Origin of the sequence: Exiguobacterium sp. s46 (assembly GCF_018618875.1) — a bacterium.
In the GTDB taxonomy this organism is placed as follows: domain Bacteria; phylum Bacillota; class Bacilli; order Exiguobacteriales; family Exiguobacteriaceae; genus Exiguobacterium_A; species Exiguobacterium_A abrahamii.
Map to the genome: position 1 here is coordinate 1,481,373 of NZ_JACSMY010000001.1, position 19,400 is coordinate 1,500,772.

Genomic DNA, 19,400 nt, shown 5'->3' on the forward strand with positions numbered 1-19,400 from the left:
CGATTCGTAAGAGGATTAAAAATTTCGTATACTAAGATTATCAATGCATTTAAGGGGGATTTTCATGCGATCGACCTATTTCCGACCGGTCATCATTGCGGTCATTCTAGTCTTACTTTATACGATATGGGCGACTATCACCGATTCGACGCACGGTATTTTATACCATCTATCTGGTGGGTTGTTCATTGGAGGCTTTTTGCTTATAGCAATCGGATTCTTTTCCAATATGTCGGCTAACGGCTTCTTCCGTGGCATGACAGCTGGATTTAAAAAACAACGGGAAGCAAAGCTTCGAGAGATTGATGGTGATTACTACGAAGATGATGACGAAGAGGAAGAAGTCCTTCGTAAAAAGCAAAATCGAGCTTCTGCCCGAACGAAACCCTATGTCTCTAGTGGTGTTATCTTTATCATCGTATCGCTGATCATCTCTTACTTTTAATCGAAATCACCGTGACGTGCCTTCTATCGTATGGTAAACTTAAGTGAATTAAACAAGAAAACACGACGACAAAGAGTAGTAACTTAGGTACATCCCTTTCAGAGAGTCCATGGTGCTGGAAATGGACAGGTGATGCCTACGTGAATGGACTTTCGAGTGGCTGATTCGAATCAAGTAGAGTCAGATGGGTTTGCCCATTACAGCAAATTGAGCGGCTATGTAAATAGCAACTTGGGTGGCAACGCGATGAATCGTCCCTTGATTTTCAAGGGGCGTTTTTTATTTTGATTTTATTATTTGGAGGGATTTCATTATGAAAACGATTTTCTCAGGTATCAAACCAACAGGAACAGTGACACTCGGAAATTACTTAGGTGCGATGAAACACTTCGTGAATTTACAGGATGGTCATGATGCGTATTATTGTGTCGTTGACTTGCACTCGATTACGGTCGATATCGATCGTGTCGAACTGATGAACAATACACGCGCCCTTGCTGCTCTTTATATCGCAAGTGGTCTGAATCCAGAAAAATCAACGATCTTTGTTCAATCAGAAGTCAAAGCGCATGCACAACTCGGCTGGATGTTGACGTGTCTTTCTGGAATGGGTGAGCTCGAGCGTATGACACAGTATAAAGATAAATCACAAGGAAAAGACCGAATCGGTGCAGGATTGTTTGTCTATCCGACACTCATGGCAGCTGATATCCTACTCTATGATGCGGAACTCGTTCCGGTCGGTGATGACCAAAAACAACATATTGAGTTAACGCGTGACTTGGCTCAACGTTTTAATAGTCGTTACTATGAGACGTTCACATTACCAGAACCAATCATCGCTGAATCAGGAGCACGAATCATGAGCCTGACGACGCCAGACAAAAAAATGTCAAAATCTGATCAGAATCCGAAGGGCTTCATCTCGATGCTTGACGCACCAGATGTCATTCGTAAAAAAGTGAAGTCAGCCGTCACGGACTCGGAAGGTATCGTCAAATTCGATCGCGAAAACAAACCAGGTGTATCGAATTTGCTTGAGATCTACTCTTTACTCGCTGGCATCTCGATTCCTGATCTCGAAACCAAATACGAAGGTTCAAACTACGGAACATTTAAAGCAGATGTCGCGGAAGCGATTATTTCGGAACTTGAACCGATTCAACAACGCTACTATGAATTGATTGATTCTGAAGAACTCGATCAGATTCTTGACGCTGGGCGTGACCGTGCTGAAGCCGTTGCTGCTAAAAAGATCGCGAAAATCGAGAAGGCAATGGGTTTACAACGGAAACGTGCTAAGGTAAAAAAATAAGTCTTCTTCCAAAAGAGATCGGAATGCTCCGATCTTTTTTGATATTTTCAAACAAAAAACTGCTTCCGAATTAAATCGGAAGCAGTTTTTATTTTGCTTATTTTCCTTCGATTGAAGCCCATTTGTACGAGAAGTCTGCGCCGAAGTTATGCTCGACGACTCCTTTGACGTATGGTTTAACGAGGAATGCACGTCCACGCTGATAAACAGGTGAGATTGCTGCAGAGTCGAGAAGGATTTTCTCAGCTTCTTGCAATTCAGACCAGCGTTTTGCTGCATCTGTTTGTGTTTGAGCATCTTTGATGAGTTTATCATACTCTTCATTTGACCACTTACCACGGTTGTATGGTCCGTCTGTCAAGAAGAGATCAAGGAACGTCATTGGATCTTGGTAGTCAGGTCCCCAGCCCGCGAATGAAAACTGGAAGTCCCCTTTGTTTTCAAGATCAAGTTTGTTTTTGAATGGTTGTTGTTTGATTGTGACCTTCATACCTGGAAGGTTTTTCTCAAGTTCACCTTTCAAGAACTCACCGATTTTCTTAGCATCGTCGCTATCGTAGTTCAAGAGTTCAAGATCAACCGATTTTTGACCGATTTCCTTTAAGCCCTCTTCCCAGAGTTTTTTCGCTTCGTCTGCATTGTATTCGTTGAATGCTGGATACTTATCACGGAAGTCTTTTCCGTCAGCATCTTTCGCGAAATCTTTTGGTACGAGATAGTTCGCTGGAAGTGATCCGTTTGCGAGGATGACATCTGTGATCCCTTTTTTATCGTAACCCATGTCGATTGCGCGACGGATTTTTTCGTTATCAAGCGCTTTTACCTTCGTGTTGAGGTAGAGGTAGAAGATTGTTGATTCGCCTTTTGTTTTGAATTCTTTATTATCTTTGAACTGGGCAACGAACTCAGATGTTAAACCTGTGCGATCGATGTCACCTTTTTCGTAAAGGTTAACACCAGTTGCAACTTCTTTAACGACCTTAACGTTGATCGTTTTAAGTTTAACGGCATCTTTATCCCAGTAGTTATCGTTTTTGACCATTTTCCAGCCTTGCTCACGTGTCCACTCTGTTAATTTGAATGGTCCGTTATAGAGCGCTTTGTCTGCAGTCGAACCGAAGTCTTTCCCGATTTTCTTCGAGAGTTCTTCTGATTTTGGCATGAATGGTCCGAATCCAGTGAGTCCGAGGAAGTAATCTGCAGGTGCTTTTAACTTAACTTCGAACGTTTTGTCGTCGATTGCTTTGACGCCGACGGCATCACGCTCGCCTTTTTTCGTATTGTACTCTTCTGCACCTTCGATGTTGTAGAAGACGTATGCATACTGTGAAGCGTTCTCTGGATTAAGAACTTCTTTCCATGCATATTCGAAGTCTTTAGCTGTGATTGGAGTACCGTCAGACCACTTCGCATCACGTAATTTGAACGTGTATGTCTTTTTGTCTTCTGATACTTCATGACTCTCAGCGATACCTGGTGTTGGCTGCTGCTTGTCATCAAGACGGTAAAGACCTTCCATCGTGTTGTTTAACACGTTGAATGAAACTGCATCTGTAGAAGTCGTCGGGTTAAGTGTCGGGATATCCGAACCTTCGATCAAGTTAAGTGTTTGATCACTAGATTTTTTGTCTGAACCAGTGTCGCCCGATTTGTCGCCTGAATCCGTTGTCGAACAAGCTGCGAGGAACGCACTTGATACGAGAGCTACTGAAGTAGCTAAAGCAAAACTTTTCTTCTTCATGTTACGATGACCCCCCTAGGTTTCTAAAAAATGATACTGTCAGGTTTTTGACCGAAAAAAAAAGAATTACTATATTCGAATCAAACCCTTCGTTACAAATAGTTTACAATGTTCTGATAATTTTGCAAACCTTTTATCCGATTTTTCTAAATATTTTTTCAAAAAAGACTGGGACCTCACGAAAAAATGGTCCCAGCTCAGTGATTATTTTAGAATTTTCATTGCGCGAAGTAGGTATTCCGGTCCATAAATCGGTACTTCGATTCCTTGAATCGTATCAGAAACATATAATTTCTCTGTCGTCTGATACAAAGGAACGATGACGGCATCTTGATTGATCAACTGTCTTTCAGCTTGATGATATAACGCCTGTTTTTTCTTTATATCTCGTACCTGCCGTGCTTTTTCGATCAATTGATCGTACGTGTCTGATTGATAGTTTACGGAATTCAACGGATTATCTGATACGAACTGATTCAAATATGCAAGTGGACCTGGATAATCCGGCATCCATCCCGTTAACGTCATCGCGTACTGAGCTGACTGTTCTTTATCAATCTTCTCTTCAATCGAAGCTGGTTTAAGAACGATATCAATATCAGGCAACTGTTTCTCAAGATACGTCTCGAGCTGTTTCCCGATCCGTTTTGCCTGTGGATCATCAAAATTAAGCATCTCGATTCGTTGTTTCTTCTGTTGTTTACCATTTTCTTTTTTTACTTGTACCGGTTCTGTCATTAATATATTCGTATCTGTGACGACGAATCGATTCGTCGGAATGCCTGCATATCCTAAAGGAAGTTGAACGGACTCTTTTTCCATCAAGGCGTAAGCAATTCGTTTTCGGAGTGTCTTTTCGCGGAAGGCTTCATTTTTTTGATTAAATGCGATATAAAAGACACCGCTCCGCTTTTTTTGATAGGTTGGTCGAGAGACTTGATCTTCTTGTGTCTCGACACTCTCTTGTAACGGAAGAATCGCTGCTTTACTGTTCTCATACGTACTCCATTGCGTCTGATGATCAGAGATGATGCGGCTTTTCACTTCCTCGACTGTGACAACATTTTGTTGATGATACTGGTTGTTTTTCTTAAGCGTATATCCGTTTTTAGACATCTGTTCTAGTGTAAACGCACCATTACCCGTGAGGTCTTGCCACTTCTTGGATTCGGGTTGTGGATAAAAGACGGACATCGCGAGTAATTCTTTTAGATTCGAAACCGGCTGATTCAGCGTGATGACAAGTTGATCGCGTCCTCTCGCCTTTACACCTAAACGCTCTGGCTTCATTTTTCCGTCATTGACGGCACGTCCATTTTCAAACACTTCAAATAAAAAACCATAAGGAGAATTCGTTTTATTAGCTGCGACACGTCGGAAACTATCGACAAAGTCTTGTGCCGTGATCGGCTGACCCTGCGCATTTTTCGCTTGTTTGAGTTGAATCGTATACGTCAGACGATCCTTTGAGACTGACATATCCTGTGCTAATCCTCTACGGACGGATGTCCCAGAAGTAAAGACATATAATCCTTCATACAGTTGTGCTAACAGTGTCTGAGAACGACTATCTGTCGCTAACGCAATATCGGATGTCTTCGGGAGTGATGATTCAATTAATTCAACCTTCACTGCTTGGGTCTCCTGATCTGTTTTCGTCTTTTGAGATGATGATAGACGGTATATGAGCGTACCACTGAGACCAATCAATAAAAATAAGATCAATATCAGGATTGATGTTTTTCTTGTGATGTTAGTCATAAACGACTCCTTTCTGCGTCAAACACGCATTTCTCTATTGAATCAGAAAATCAGCAAAAAAGCGACCCCCTCGTTTTTTCAAGGGAATCGCTTAAGCTTAAGCTTCGTAACGTTTGAAGACGAGTGATGCGTTGTGTCCACCGAACCCGAGCGAGTTGCTCAGGGCGTAATTCAATTCGACGCTCCGTGCACCTTCCGTCACGTAATCAAGATCGCAGCCTTCACTCGGCTGTTTGAGATGAATCGTCGGGTGAACGGTTTGTTCTTGTAACGATTTGATCGTCGCAATCGCCTCGACGCCACCAGCGCCACCAAGTAAGTGACCAATCATCGATTTCGTTGAGTTGACGACAAGTTGTTTTGCCTGTTCACCGAAAACACTGTGAATCGCTTTTGTTTCAAGAATGTCGTTCATCGGTGTGCTCGTTCCGTGTGCATTAATGTATCCGACTGCTTCTGGTGCGATACCTGCATCTTGGATTGCCATTGCCATCGCACGCGCGCCACCGTCTCCATCTGGATCTGGAGCTGTGATGTGGTAGGCGTCAGCTGTTAATCCATACCCACTGACTTCAGCATAGATTTTTGCGCCACGTGCTACCGCATGCTCGTACTCTTCAAGAATCAAGATGCCTGCCCCTTCTCCCATGACGAATCCATCACGCCCTTCGTCAAACGGACGGCTTGCTGTCTCAGGATCGTGATTCGTTGACATCGCTTTGTTGGAACAAAAACCAGCAAACGCTAAGTTCGTGATTGGTGCTTCCGCTCCACCAGCGATCATGACATCTGCATCGCCCCGTTCGATGACACGAAGTGCTTCCCCGATGGCATTCGTTCCTGAAGCACATGCTGTGACAGAACAGTTATTCGGCCCCTTGGCTCCGGTATAGATCGATACCTGACCGCTTGCCATGTTCGGAATCATCATCGGAATAAAGAACGGGCTGACACGACGGTGTCCACGCTCGAAGTAAATTTTTGCTTGTTTCTCGATTGTCTCCACGCCACCGATTCCTGATCCAATCCAGACACCTGCACGTTCAGCAATCGACTTGATATCAATTCCAGCATCTTTTACAGCTTCCATGCTTGCGACAAGTGAGTAATGAACGAAGCGGTCCATCTTGCGTGCTTCTTTCGCCTCGATGAATTCTGTCACGTCGAAGTTCTGCAATTCGCCAGTGACCTTTGTTGGATATTCATCGATATCGAGACGCTCCATCGGTCGAATCCCGTTCGTTCCTTCTTTTAATGCTTCCCAGAATGTATTGGCATCGTTCCCGATTGGTGTCAGTGCTCCGATTCCTGTGACTACAACGCGTTTTCTCATCATCTTATGTGTTCTCTCCTTTAGTCCAAGTAATGTATGCTGCTCCCCAAGTCAATCCGGCACCGAATCCAGCAAGTACGAGCTTCGTACCAGGTGTCAGGCGTCCTTGTTGACGTGCTTCTTCGAGTGCGAGTGGGATTGAAGCAGCCGATGTATTCGCATGCTCATCGATGGTGACGATGACTTTCTCTTGCGGTATATGCAGCCGTTCGCACGCTGCATCAATGATGCGTAGGTTTGCTTGGTGCGGGATCAAGATATCGATATCTTCGAGCGTACTATCCGCTTTTTGAATGACTTTTTCAACGATTTCCGGTAATTTGCGAACAGCGAACTTAAAGACTTCACGACCATTCATCTCGATCGGTCCATCGATGTCCTTAAATAATAAATGTGCTCCGCGTCCATCTGTTCCAAGTTCAAAGGCATTAAGCCCCGCTTGCTCAGTTGGTCCGATGACGACTGCCCCTGCACCGTCTCCAAATAAGATGGCAGTTGACCGGTCTGACCAGTCGACGATACTCGACATTTTTTCAGCACCGATGACGAGCGCATGTTTTCCTTCGACTGTTGCTAACATGCTAGCAGCTGTTTGTAATGCAAAGATGAAACCACTACATGCCGCACTAATATCGAATGCAGTCGCTCCTCGTGCTCCAAGACGCTCTTGAACGATACAGGCAGTAGATGGAAACGCCCGTCCTGTTGCCGTTCCGACGACGATCAACCCGATGTCCTCTACTGTCAATCCAGCATCATCAAGCGCTTTCTGAGCAGCTTCTGTCGCTAAGTCAGTGACATCCACATCATCGGCTGCAATCCGTCGTGCCCCGATTCCTGTCCGTGTCCGAATCCATTCATCGCTCGTATCGAGCGTCGTTGCTAATTCATCGTTCGTCACGCGGCGTGACGGCAAAGACGTTCCTAATCCTACAATCCCGATCTTCATAAGGCATCCCCTTTTGTTATTAGTATCTGGTACTAATATAAAGCGTTAATATGCTTTTGTCAAAGAAAAAAGGAAGAGCATGGTCTCCCGTGCCCTTCCCCATACCTCATTCTGCTAACGTCCGTACGACTTCCATGACCATTTTAGCGGAATTGATTGACGCAATCTCGAGGAACTCATCAAACGAGAGTGACGCTTCTTCATTGGCGCTATCTGAAATCGAACGTGTTACGACGAACGGAACACCGAACTGATGACAGACTTGTGCGATTGGTGCTGCTTCCATCTCGACGGCTGCGACTTCTGGGAAGTGCGCCTTGATTTGAGCAGATCGCTCTGAATCGTGGATGAATGAATCGCCTGTCGCAATCAATCCATGGACGACGCGAATCGCATCCATCCGCTCGATGACGGCTTCTGCTGTCGCAACAAGCTTCGGATCTGCTTGATAGGCAGCTGGCATTCCAGGTACCTGACCATATTCGTATCCAAATGCCGTCACGTCGACGTCGTGGTGACGTACTTCTGTTGAGACGACGACATCCCCGACCGTTAAGCCTTCCTTGAATCCACCTGCTGAGCCCGTATTGATGACAGCACTTGGTTTGTAGTGGTCTAGCAATAATGTCGTCCCGATCGCAGCGTTCACTTTCCCGATTCCTGACTTCAAGATGACGACAGGAACGCTATTTAAAAGCCCTTCATAAAAATGATAGTTTGCGATGACTGTATCTTTACGTTCTGATAACTCATTACGCAATAAGTTGACTTCCTCTTCCATTGCGCCGATGATTGCGATTGGCATAATTCATTCCTCCATCAAACAGAAAGCCGGATTGCTCCGGCTCCTGTGTTCTTTATTTGATCGATGTAATTTTTACTGCGTATTCGCCGCCTGGTGCTGGTACAGAGACTTGATCTCCGACTTGGTGCCCCATTAAACTTTTCGCGATTGGTGATTCGTTCGAGATTTTACCCGTGAACGGATCTGCTTCGGCACTACCGACGATCGTATACGTATCTTCTTCGTTATCTTCGACACTTAAGAAAGTGACCGTCGTTCCGATACCGACGACCGAGATATCCTTCTCTTCTTCTGAGATGATGGCAACATTACGAAGCATCTCTTCAAGTTGAGCGATCCGGCCTTCGACCATCGCTTGCTCTTCTTTTGCTGAATCGTACTCTGCGTTCTCTGAAAGGTCACCGAACGAACGGGCAATCTTGATGTTCTCGACGACTTCTTTCCGGCGGACTGACTTCAATTCATTCAATTCATTTTCAATGTTCGCTTTACCTTCAAGCGTCATGTAGTATTGCTTTTCTGCCATTTTTGTCACGCTCCTTTTTATTCCACTAGTATAGTATATTCACATCTTTTTTGGAATCAATATCCTCTTTGATCGAGTGCTGAACGATAATCAAGAATCGCTCGAATCTTCGTCACGAGTAAATCGATAGCGACATGATTCTCTCCGCCTTCCGGTACGATGATGTCCGCATACCGTTTTGTTGGTTCACAGAACTGCAGATGCATCGGACGAACGACATTCGTGTACTGCTCAACGACTGAGTCGATTGAACGTCCACGTTCGTTGATATCGCGTTGCATCCGACGCAGAATGCGAACGTCCGCATCCGTATCGACGAACACCTTGATATCCATTAGTTCCCGTAACCGTTCGTCTTCAAGCGCTAAAATTCCTTCTACGATGATGACATCGCGTGGTTCGAGACGAATCGTTTCTTGTGCCCGCGTGTGGGCGACATAGTCATATACCGGTTTTTCAACGGCAATGTTTTCACGGAGCGACTGAATGTGCTCAATCAACAGACCATTATCAAAAGCGAACGGGTGATCATAGTTTGTCTGATACCGCTCCTCCATTGATAAATCACTTTGATCTTTATAATACGCGTCCTGCTCAATCATGACGATTGATTCACTTGGGAACGCATCGACGAGTGAACGTGCCACCGTCGTCTTCCCTGAACCCGTTCCGCCCGCTACACCAATTACTACCGGTTTTTGCATGTCATTCGTTCCTCCATCATTTCGACTTTTTCCGACTGACGGATACACCGTCACCGAGCGGAAAAATCGTCGTATCGTATTGTTCTTGTTCCATCATCCAGACCGTGAATTCCTTGACGAGACGCACGAGTCGACGTCTTCTTCGATCGAATGTCTTCGGATCAGACTCGAGGACATCTCCGTGTAAGAAGAGATTATCCGTATAGAGCACGCCGCCCTCAGGAATGAGTCGCCCATATCCTGCAAAGAATTTTTTATACTGTCCTTTAGCTGCATCAATGAAGACCGCATCGAACTGGTCTTCAAGCGTTTCGGCTAATTCTACTGCATCACCAAAAATGATGTCAATCCGGTCCGCCACATCTGACCGGGCGATGAAGGTTTTTGCTTCTTCATACCGCTTTGCATTCCGTTCAATCGTCGTAATGCGCGCATCCGGTAGCGCACGGGCCATCCGAATCGCACTATATCCGATTGCGGTTCCAACTTCTAGAATGCGCTTCGGTTGTTGTAATCGCAATAGCGATAACAAGACTTCGGAACCTGTCAGTTCGATGATTGGTATATGATGTTCTTCCGCATAACGCTCCATTTCTTCTAACAGAGCATCTCGAGGATGAATCATTGATTCGACATAGGTCGTGAAATCATTCACGCCATTCACTCCCTCTTCCGCATAAACAGGTTGACTTGAAGCGAACTTCCCGCTTCAACCCAACCCGTTGCTCATTGCTCTTTACTCGCTTCGTATTCCACCCATTCCGGCTTATACTTAACGACGTTTCGTTGATGTTCTTCATATGTCTCTTCGTATAGAATCTGTCCTCGTGGATGTTTATCACTTGGTGGACGGGCGAAGAAATAGACATATTTCGTTTTATTCGGATTTAACACGGCAAGTACCGAATCCTTACTGACCGTTGAAATCGGACCGATCGGAATCCCTTCGTACTTATACGTATTGTACTTCGAATTATTCTCGAGATCCTTCAGCGTCGTTAAGGCCGTATTTTCACCTGTGCCATACCAAACCGTTGGATCCGACTGTAACTTCATACCGTCATCCAATCGATTTTTGAAGACACCAGCGATTTCACGACGATCATCTGCTGTCGCCGCCTCACGCTCGACCATGGAACCGAGACTGAGTACTTCATGGAAGGTCATGCCAGACTTTTGAATAGCATCCTCATTCTCATCGTAGACTTTTTCTGTTTCATCGAGCATCGTCTCGACGATTTGATCAATGCTTTTTCCTTTATCAAACTCATACGTTGCTGGGAAGAGGTACCCTTCAAGTGCATACAGGACACCATTCTTCTTCACTTCATCCGTCAACATCGGATATTTTTCAATCATGCTATCGATGAATGTCGCATCCGTCAATTCTTTACGGACCGTCTCTTCCTTGAAGTTCGTTGCTTTCGCGATCAAAGCAATTTGACGATCCATCGTGATGCCTTCAGGTAACGTGATTTTCACATCCGCTGCCTTCATGACCGTTCCCGTCTTTAATTCATTGATGATTTCATCCGGGGACATGGCTTGTGACAGTGTATACGTACCCGCCTGGAATGACGATTCATTCTTGTAACGGACGTAGTAACGGAAAATCGTCTCGTTTGCGATTAAGTCTTTTTCCTTTAGTAAAGAAGCAATCGAACTCGTTCCTGCTCCTAAAGGAATTTCGACTTTGACGGATTTCGTCGCTGTTTCATCGACTGGTTCAAGCGCATTTTTCAAAAAGACATAGACGACCGCACTGGCAACTAGAAAAATCGTCAACAATACAGAAAGGATGATTAGCGTAATCCGGCGTGATGTCCGGCGTCGCCTTTTTTCGATTTCAGCATTTTGCTTCCATTCGTTCTCCATCGGTTCCTCCTTCTTCTCTTAAAACAAGGTGACATCGTAAGAGAAAGTCTCTTACGACGTCACCTGTCATGAGTCGGGTTAGTCTAACTGGTCTTCGAGCGTGTTAAAGACTTCTTCGATTTCATCCCAAGTCGCTGTATCGTCTTCATCGATTGGTACGAGGTTGAAGTCGTTGTCTCCATCACCGTATTCGTCGAGTTCGTAAACGAAGATGTCGACTTCTTCTGCTTCGTCATAGTCTGCTCCGATTGGCTCAAGGAAGATGTATGTCTTGCTCGAACGTGGGCTTTCATAACGCAGACGTTCTACGAATTCGAAATCATTTCCTTCGCCGTCCGGAATTACGTAACGTGTTGGTTCATTCTGTTGCATCAGTGATCCGCTCCTTTAACGCAAGCTCGAGTTCATCCCAAGTTTGCTCATCATTTTCATCGATCAGGCTCAATTCGAAATCATCTTCGCCTTCTCCATATTCATCGATCTCACAGATGATCAGATCATCTGCTCCTTCGTCAGGGTTACCGATCATTTCAAGAAACAGATAGGTTTTTCCTGTACGTTCACTCGAGTAACGGTACCATTCTTCGAAAAGATGTTCGCCGCCCTCTTCATCTGGAAAGAGATACTGACGTTTTTCTTCAGCCATCGGTTTCTCCCCCTTCATCGGTTCGTCCGATCCAAGTACGATTGCAGGATCATGACGGCAGCCATCTTATCGATGACTTGTTTACGCTTTTTACGGCTGACATCGGCATCGATCAGCATCCGTTCTGCTTGCATCGTCGTCAACCGTTCATCCATGAAGACGACTTCAAGCCCGGTATGCTGTTCGATTTCCTTCGCAAAAGCTTCACTTGCTTCTGCGCGGGGACCGATGGAACCGTTCATGTTTTTCGGAAGACCAATGACTAGGATTTCGACATTGTATGTCTTCATGATGACATCGAGCCGTTTGAAGGCTTCTGGGTAATCCGGTTCCGTCCACTTGACCGTCTCGACGCCTTGCGCCGTCCAGCCCATCAAGTCACTGACCGCTACCCCGATCGTCTTCGAACCGACATCTAGTCCCATTGCACGTTTCATTTTGAATTTCCACTCTCCGCCAAATAAGATTTCACGAGTTCTTCGAGCAATTCGTCGCGTTCAATCTTACGAATTAAATTACGTGCGTCATTATGACGAGGAATGTAAGCAGGATCTCCTGAAAGGAGATAGCCGACGATTTGGTTGATCGGATGATATCCTTTTTCTTCTAAAGCATGATAGACCGTCAACAACACATCACGTGTCGCTGCTTTGTTATCGTCTTCCGGAAAGTTGAATTTCATCGTTTGATCCATCTGACTCACGTTCATCACCTCTTTCATATACACTACGTTTCTATTATGCCAGTGATTGCACGTATTGTGAAGCGTACGCGAGTGCTTCTTCTAATTTCGACGCATCTTTTCCACCAGCTTGAGCCATGTCAGGGCGACCGCCACCGCCACCACCGCAGCGTGTTGCGACTTCCTTGATCAATTTACCAGCATGATAGCCTTGGTCGATTAAATCTTTTGAGACGCTTGCGACGAGATTGACTTTCTCACCTTGCGCACTTCCGAGAACGATGATTGCTGATCCGAGCGAGCTCTTCAACTCGTCCATCATACCGCGAAGAGCATCCATATCTGAGACGTCGACGCGTTTCGCAAGCACACGCACACCGTTGATTTCCTCAACATCGTCCTTCAATGAAGCAGCTTCGATGTTCGCAAGTTTTGCTTGCAACGATTCATTCGCCCGTTCCGTCTCACGGAGCTGTTGTTGCAGTGCTTCGATGCGAACAGGAACTTCTGTCGTCTTCGTCTTCAAGACAGCTGCTGCTTGTTCGAGTGTTTCCAAGTGTTGATTCATGACACGATATGCGCCTGCACCCGTTACCGCTTCGATTCGGCGTGTACCTGCACCGATCCCAGACTCTGAAACGATCTTGAACAAGCCGATTTCTGCTGTGTTCCCGACGTGGATACCGCCACACAACTCGATCGAGTATGTGCCTGCTGAGACGACACGGACCGTTTCGCCGTACTTCTCACCGAACAACGCCATTGCGCCTTTTGCTTTTGCATCAGCGATGTTCATCTCTTCGATATCAACCGGTAGCGATGCCCAAATTGCTTGGTTGACGTCTTGTTCAATCTTCGTCAACTCTTCTTGTGTCACTGCACCGAAGTGTGAGAAGTCGAAACGAAGACGATCTGGAGAAACGAGTGATCCCGCTTGGTTGACGTGTGTTCCGAGCGTATCTTTCAATGCTTTATGAAGCAAGTGTGTTGCCGTATGGTTTTTCGTGACGGCTTTACGCTCTGCTGCTTCGACGTTTGCAACGACGTCTGCAGCTTCCGTTGCGATCCCTGTACGAACGATGACCGTATGCAAGTTTTGACCGTTTGGTGCTTTTTGAACATCTTTGACATCAAGAACGAAGTCTTTGCCTTCGATTGTTCCTGTATCCGCGACTTCACCACCACTTTCAGCGTAGAACGGCGTGATGTCGAGAATGACTTGTGCTTCTTCACCAGCAGCGACTTCTGTGACTCGTTCTCCATCATGCAACAATGCGATGATTTTCGCATCCGCCTTAAGGTCGGTATAGCCGACGAACGTACTTTTATCTTTTAGCGTCGAGAGGACTTCCGATTGCTGTTGCATCGAACCACTCTCTTCACGCGCTGCACGTGCCCGCTGACGTTGTGCATCCATCGCTAGTTTGAAGCCTTCTTCATCAACAGACATCTGATGATCTTCCGCATACTCGACTGTCAATTCGAGTGGGAAACCATACGTGTCATACAGACGGAACGCATCTTCACCACTGATGACATGCTCACCGTTTGCCTTAGACGTCTGAGCGACCGTATTCAAGATTGCAAGACCGTCATGAAGTGTCTCGTGGAAACGTTCTTCTTCGTTTTTGATGACGCGTTTGATGAAGTCCGCTTTTTCTGGCACTTGTGGGTAGAAGTCGACCATGACGTTTCCGACCGTATCGACGAGTTCATACATGAACGGACGCTCGATTCCAAGCATCTTCGCATAACGAACCGCACGGCGTAGTAAACGACGAAGGACATATCCGCGTCCTTCATTCGAAGGAAGCGCACCATCACCGATCGCGAATGATACGGTACGGATGTGGTCTGCGATGACTTTGAATGCTACATCAAGTTTTGAATCGTCACGGTAGATTTTACCGCTGATCTCTTCTGTTTTGTGAATGATCGGCATGAACAGATCCGTATCGAAGTTCGTCGGCACGTCCTGCATGACACATGCCATCCGCTCAAGTCCCATTCCTGTATCGATGTTTTTACGCGGAAGTTCCGTGTAGTTGCCGTGTCCATCGTGGTTATACTGACTGAAGACGATATTCCAGATCTCGAGATAGCGTTCGTTTTCGCCACCTGGATAGAGTTCTGAATCGTTCGGATCGTCTCCAAAAGCAGGTCCACGGTCGAAGAAGATTTCCGTGTTCGGACCAGATGGACCTTCACCGATTTCCCAGAAGTTATCTTCAAGTGGAATGATCCGCTCAGCCGGTACACCGAGTTCAAGCCAGATTTGACGTGCTGCGTCATCTTCCGGGTGAATCGTGACCGAGAGACGTTCCGGGTCAAGACCGTACCAGTCATCACTCGTCAAGAGTTCCCAGCCCCATTTGATCGCATCTTCACGGAAGTAATCACCGACAGAGAAGTTTCCGAGCATCTCGAAGAACGTATGGTGACGTGCTGTTTTCCCGACGTTTTCGATATCATTCGTCCGGATTGATTTTTGTGCGTTGACGATACGTGGATTATCAGGAATGACACGACCATCGAAATACTTCTTGAGTGTCGCAACCCCTGAGTTGATCCACAAGAGCGATGGATCCTCGACCGGTACGAGTGAAGCACTCGGTTCGATCGCATGCCCTTTGCTTTGGAAGAAATCAAGATACATCTGACGGATTTGTGCACCCGTTAATGGTTTTAGAGCTTTCATGAACAGTTACCCCCATTGGTTTTATTTGGACGCAAAAAAGCGATGCCTTCATCCCTGAAAAGGGACGAAAGCATCGCTTCCGTGGTACCACCCTCGTTCGTAAGCAATCCATTGCCTACCTCGAACATCTGATAACGGGGATGACCCGCAGGTGTTTACACCCGACTCCGGAAGGAGCTTCAAAGGGACTCGAGAAAGTGATTGCAGCAGACTCACTTCTCTCTGGACTCGAGTTTTCCTTTTACTTATCTTCCATCAACGTGTTACGTCCATTCATCTATCGTGATTATTACCTATCGCACAGCATCCGTCAAGTCTTTGTCACCCCACCGAGTCGTTCAATCAATCGTGTTCGGCGCCGAGGCTCCTCTTCTTGCGACGCTTTATGAAACGCTCGTGGGTCGCCGAACAATAATAAACTCGACTTCGCACGGGTGACCGCCGTATAAATCAAGTTTCGGGAATGCTTGAATGCCCCCGTGAAATAGACCGGCATCAAGACGATCGGAAACTCGGACCCTTGTGCCTTGTGAATCGTAATCGCGTAGGCATGCGTGAATTGATCCCAGTCACTTCGGTTGTACTCGACTTCCGTCTGGTCGAAGCGGGCGATGATCTTATCCACCTTGTCGACGTTTTCTTTGGCGAAGAAAATATTGACGATTTCGCCGATATCTCCGTTATAGACGTTCTCTTCCGCATTGTTGACGAGCTGAAGAATCTTATCCCCGGTCCGGTAAATCCGGGTGCCTTGTTTGACTTCGCGTTTTTTCGGTTCCTCCGGATTGTAGACGCGTTGCAAGGCGACATTCAGTTCGTCGATTCCGACCTGACCACGGTAAGTCGGTGCCAAAACCTGAACATCGAATTTCGAATACCCTTTTGCAAGTGCTTTTTCCGCGAAGGCTGAGATGCCGCGTAACGTCTCTTGCGGAGACGCGGTGTAAAAGCGACGATCCGCAAGTGGTGATAACAAATCAGCTGACGTCGTCCGGTTCTTCAAATCGTGCGCGAGCCGTAAAATCGAAGAATCTTCCGCTTGGCGATGGACGACGTTCAAACGAACGACGGGAATCCCTTCCGTATCCATCAAATCTGCCAGCACCTGCCCAGGACCGACGGATGGTAACTGATCGCGGTCACCGACGAACAAGATTTTCATGCCGTTCGGCACAGCACGGAGCAGACTCGATAACAAGTAGATATCAATCATCGACGACTCATCGATGATCAGTACTTTCCCCGTGATCGGCTGATCTTCATTTAGCTGAAAGTTCGTTCCGTCATACTTCAATAGACGATGAATCGTCATCGCTGGGACGTCCGTTGCTTCCGACAAACGTTTAGCGGCGCGTCCGGTCGGTGCAACAAGAACGTACGGATAGACATCTCCCGTCTTGACGCGACTCTTCTCAAGCGGCCAATCATGAATTTCTTGCAGGGCATGTAAAATTCCCTTGATGACAGTCGTCTTACCGGTACCGGGTCCACCGGTCAGGACCATCAGCGGTGCTTTGACCGCTAACTCGATCGCTTCCCGCTGTTGCGCCGCATATTCCATGCCAAACTGTTCTTCGAGGTGCCCGATTGCTTCAAGGATCGTCGCGACATCGACTTCCTGTTCGGCACCGTTCGCCATGACCCGCGCGAGTTCCTTCGCCGCCCGAACTTCGGCATAAAAGATCGTCGGTAAATACAGACAGCCTTCTTCGAGCTTGACCTTATCTTCAGCGAGCAACAGTTCAATCGCTTGTTCTAGCCGTTCCCCTGGGTCTTCACCAAGCAACCGGGGCGCCCGTTGCAATAGCGAGTCGACTGTCGCAAAGGCATGTCCCTCTCCTGCTTCTTGTTCTAATATGTGCATGATCGAAGCAGCGACGCGCTCCGGGTGTAATCCGACGAGTCCAAGATGTGATGCGATATGATCGGCTGTCTTAAAACCAATCCCATTCACTTCATACATCAAGGAATATGGATTCTCTCGTATTCGCGCCATGGCGTCCCCTTCGTAAGCAGCATAAATCTTTGCCGCTAGCTTCGGTGTAACATCAAACGGTGCTAAGAACAGCATCAACTGATCGACACCGTATAACGTGGCGAGTCGACTCAAGATGATGTCAGCTTGTTTTTGTTTTAACCCAGGCACCTGATTCAGTACCCGTTCATCTTTCAAAATGAGATCCACTGCCTCTTCTCCGAGAGCATCGACGATATTTTTCGCTGTCTTCGGGCCAATGCCGGTGAACGAACCATTCGTCAAGAAGCGGATCGTCGCATGTTTTGTCATCGGAACCGATCGCCGAATCAGCTCCGCCTTCAGTTGTTTTCCGAATCGGGGATGATCGACGAGACGACCGAATGCTTGATACGTTCCTCCGAGTTCGATCCCAACCCCAGTACCCGTGATGACAAGCTCGGTTTCTTTCAGTTCAAAGTTCTTTTCTTTGACGGCGACCAATACAATGGAGTGTGCTTCTTCTTCAGAAGAAAAGAGCACACGTTTGACGCGCCCGACGACTTGATGGGGGTGCTCCATCACTCCACCTTCTTTCTCTCTTTTTCATTCGCTGCTTTCATCATAGCATTCGTTTACCGGATTTTAAATCAGGGAAAGATACCCTGAAACATTTCGTTAAGAGGAGGAGTTTAAGGATGGCACGTTTACCGATTGCAGGATTGTGTGAATTAGTACTTGAAGTCGAGGATATGGATCGTGCGGTCGGCTTTTGGAATGGGACACTAGGCATTCCAGTCGTCGAGCAATGGGCTCCTGAGGACGCTGAACCGAGCAAAGAACAATCTAAGCAAGACGGGGTTTGGGCAACGTGGCTCTACATTGGCGGTAACACGCGACTCGGTCTGTGGCTGAAACGGGACTTTACGATGGAAGAACGGACCGTCAAACACTTACCAGTGTCCGAATGGGACACGTTGTACGATGAAGGTGGTGTCCATGTCCACTGTGCGTTCTACGTTGAGAAGGACGAGTTCCAGCAAGCCTTGAATCAACTGCGGGAAGCATCGATCACCGTGAAGCTCAGAGAATGGGACGAACAGGAGACCTCGAATCAAAAAGAGCATTCTGCTTATTTCAAGGATACGGAAAATAACGTCATCGAACTGTACACGAAAAACATGGATGAAGCCTATGAAGACTTTTCCGGTCCACCACTTCGTGTCATCCGTGAAGTTGGGAATTAAATAGCATAAAAAAGACGACTCCAGGCGGAATCGTCTTTTTTATATCAGTCTGCTTGTTTTAATAACGCATCCATCTTCGCTTTCGCGTCCCGCGCAAGAGCGTGTTCCGGCTGGTAGGCAAGAACGGCTTCGAGTTCTGCATAACAGGCTTCCTGTTGACCGAGGAAAGCAAGGGCAATCGCATAATTGTATCGTGCATCCGTATGCGTTTCGTCAAGCATCAAGACGTGCTCGAACATCTCGACCGCTTCTCCCAACTTCTCGTTTTGCGCTAAGGCAAGTCCGTATTGGAATGCGATCTCGATATCGACACCGTTTAATTCTGACGCGCGCTGTAAACGGGGCAACCCGCGTACTGGATCACCAAGTTTTTGATACGTCATCCCGAGCATGAAATGGAGATCCGCGTCGTCAAGTCCATATAATAACGCTGCCCGCAATGATTCCTCTGCTTCGACGAGTTTGTCGGCAGCAAAGAACAAGGCACCTTTCGCATAATAGGCACTCGCAAACGTATTATCGATCATCAGTGCCCGGTCATAAAAACGAAGCGCACGATCAGCGTCGTTCATCGATTGGAGTAATGTTCCAAGATTGACGTACGCTGTCGGATCTTTTGGGTTTTGTTCGATCGCGTCGTTAAACGCTTGCGCTGCTAATTCATAATTTCCAGCTTCTAGATGCCGGAATCCCACTTCATTATAGTTCATCTTCTTTTG

Annotated in this window: 19 protein-coding genes and 2 other annotated features; of the genes, 3 read left to right on the forward strand and 16 right to left on the reverse strand. The window is 46.7% G+C overall.

The window, feature by feature from the left end; translation table 11 throughout:
• Nucleotides 1–64 precede the first annotated feature (64 nt).
• Complete coding sequence (locus tag KNQ08_RS07870; RefSeq protein ID WP_214805214.1) at nucleotides 65–445, forward strand: DUF3899 domain-containing protein; 381 nt, start codon at nucleotides 65–67, stop codon at nucleotides 443–445.
• 56 nt (nucleotides 446–501) lie between these two features.
• Nucleotides 502–707, forward strand: a binding site (T-box leader).
• A gap of 51 nt (nucleotides 708–758) precedes the next feature.
• Complete coding sequence (gene trpS / locus KNQ08_RS07875; protein ID WP_149427655.1) at nucleotides 759–1,760, forward strand: tryptophan--tRNA ligase; 1,002 nt, start codon at nucleotides 759–761, stop codon at nucleotides 1,758–1,760.
• 97 nt (nucleotides 1,761–1,857) lie between these two features.
• Here the strand turns inward: trpS and KNQ08_RS07880 are convergent, their stop codons facing one another.
• From KNQ08_RS07880 to recD2, 15 genes are all read right to left on the reverse strand, one after another.
• Nucleotides 1,858–3,501 carry a peptide ABC transporter substrate-binding protein gene (locus KNQ08_RS07880; protein WP_029342219.1) on the reverse strand — a complete coding sequence of 548 codons (1,644 nt, stop codon included), beginning with the start codon at nucleotides 3,499–3,501 and terminating at the stop codon, nucleotides 1,858–1,860.
• 204 nt (nucleotides 3,502–3,705) lie between these two features.
• Nucleotides 3,706–5,133 carry a peptide ABC transporter substrate-binding protein gene (locus KNQ08_RS07885; protein ID WP_214805216.1) on the reverse strand — a complete coding sequence of 476 codons (1,428 nt, stop codon included), beginning with the start codon at nucleotides 5,131–5,133 and terminating at the stop codon, nucleotides 3,706–3,708.
• A 226-nt stretch (nucleotides 5,134–5,359) separates the two neighbouring features.
• On the reverse strand, nucleotides 5,360–6,598 hold the full coding sequence (gene fabF, locus KNQ08_RS07890; protein ID WP_133207561.1) for a beta-ketoacyl-ACP synthase II: 1,239 nt from the start codon (nucleotides 6,596–6,598) through the stop codon (nucleotides 5,360–5,362).
• A 1-nt stretch (nucleotide 6,599) separates the two neighbouring features.
• On the reverse strand, nucleotides 6,600–7,544 hold the full coding sequence (locus tag KNQ08_RS07895; protein WP_050677578.1) for a beta-ketoacyl-ACP synthase III: 945 nt from the start codon (nucleotides 7,542–7,544) through the stop codon (nucleotides 6,600–6,602).
• A 106-nt stretch (nucleotides 7,545–7,650) separates the two neighbouring features.
• Nucleotides 7,651–8,349, reverse strand: a complete 699-nt coding sequence (mtnN, locus tag KNQ08_RS07900) for a 5'-methylthioadenosine/S-adenosylhomocysteine nucleosidase (protein ID WP_023468903.1) — start codon at nucleotides 8,347–8,349, stop codon at nucleotides 7,651–7,653.
• A 52-nt stretch (nucleotides 8,350–8,401) separates the two neighbouring features.
• Nucleotides 8,402–8,875, reverse strand: a complete 474-nt coding sequence (gene greA / locus KNQ08_RS07905) for a transcription elongation factor GreA (protein ID WP_029342224.1) — start codon at nucleotides 8,873–8,875, stop codon at nucleotides 8,402–8,404.
• Between the two features lie 56 nt (nucleotides 8,876–8,931).
• Nucleotides 8,932–9,579, reverse strand: a complete 648-nt coding sequence (gene udk, locus KNQ08_RS07910; RefSeq protein WP_023468905.1) for a uridine kinase — start codon at nucleotides 9,577–9,579, stop codon at nucleotides 8,932–8,934.
• Between the two features lie 16 nt (nucleotides 9,580–9,595).
• A complete protein-coding gene (locus KNQ08_RS07915; RefSeq protein WP_023468906.1) occupies nucleotides 9,596–10,234 on the reverse strand; it encodes an O-methyltransferase in 639 nt (212 codons plus the stop codon).
• Nucleotides 10,235–10,305: 71 nt separating this feature from the next.
• Nucleotides 10,306–11,454 carry an endolytic transglycosylase MltG gene (gene mltG / locus KNQ08_RS07920; protein WP_149427657.1) on the reverse strand — a complete coding sequence of 383 codons (1,149 nt, stop codon included), beginning with the start codon at nucleotides 11,452–11,454 and terminating at the stop codon, nucleotides 10,306–10,308.
• A 78-nt stretch (nucleotides 11,455–11,532) separates the two neighbouring features.
• Complete coding sequence (locus KNQ08_RS07925; RefSeq protein WP_023468908.1) at nucleotides 11,533–11,826, reverse strand: DUF1292 domain-containing protein; 294 nt, start codon at nucleotides 11,824–11,826, stop codon at nucleotides 11,533–11,535.
• Nucleotides 11,813–12,100 carry a DUF1292 domain-containing protein gene (locus tag KNQ08_RS07930; RefSeq protein ID WP_023468909.1) on the reverse strand — a complete coding sequence of 96 codons (288 nt, stop codon included), beginning with the start codon at nucleotides 12,098–12,100 and terminating at the stop codon, nucleotides 11,813–11,815. The genes KNQ08_RS07925 and KNQ08_RS07930 overlap by 14 nt, the downstream gene beginning before the upstream one ends.
• A 14-nt stretch (nucleotides 12,101–12,114) precedes the next feature.
• Nucleotides 12,115–12,537: a Holliday junction resolvase RuvX gene (gene ruvX / locus KNQ08_RS07935; protein WP_023468910.1), complete on the reverse strand. Its 423-nt coding sequence runs from the start codon at nucleotides 12,535–12,537 to the stop codon at nucleotides 12,115–12,117.
• Nucleotides 12,534–12,803 carry an IreB family regulatory phosphoprotein gene (locus KNQ08_RS07940; RefSeq protein ID WP_029342229.1) on the reverse strand — a complete coding sequence of 90 codons (270 nt, stop codon included), beginning with the start codon at nucleotides 12,801–12,803 and terminating at the stop codon, nucleotides 12,534–12,536. Before KNQ08_RS07940 ends, ruvX begins: the two co-directional genes overlap by 4 nt.
• 34 nt (nucleotides 12,804–12,837) lie before the next feature.
• Entirely contained in the window at nucleotides 12,838–15,480 is a 2,643-nt protein-coding gene (gene alaS, locus KNQ08_RS07945; RefSeq protein WP_214770975.1) for an alanine--tRNA ligase, read from the reverse strand.
• Between the two features lie 57 nt (nucleotides 15,481–15,537).
• Nucleotides 15,538–15,748, reverse strand: a binding site (T-box leader).
• Nucleotides 15,749–15,790: 42 nt separating this feature from the next.
• A complete protein-coding gene (gene recD2, locus KNQ08_RS07950) occupies nucleotides 15,791–18,016 on the reverse strand; it encodes an SF1B family DNA helicase RecD2 (RefSeq protein ID WP_023468913.1) in 2,226 nt (741 codons plus the stop codon).
• A 116-nt stretch (nucleotides 18,017–18,132) separates the two neighbouring features.
• On the opposite strand from recD2, the gene KNQ08_RS07955 reads away from it, so the two are divergent.
• The gene (locus KNQ08_RS07955) at nucleotides 18,133–18,681 is read left to right on the forward strand and encodes a VOC family protein (protein ID WP_023468914.1); all 549 of its coding nucleotides are present in this window, start codon (nucleotides 18,133–18,135) and stop codon (nucleotides 18,679–18,681) included.
• A 44-nt stretch (nucleotides 18,682–18,725) separates the two neighbouring features.
• On the opposite strand, the gene KNQ08_RS07960 is transcribed toward KNQ08_RS07955, so the two are convergent.
• A complete protein-coding gene (locus KNQ08_RS07960; RefSeq protein WP_214805219.1) occupies nucleotides 18,726–19,391 on the reverse strand; it encodes a tetratricopeptide repeat protein in 666 nt (221 codons plus the stop codon).
• Nucleotides 19,392–19,400 lie beyond the last annotated feature (9 nt).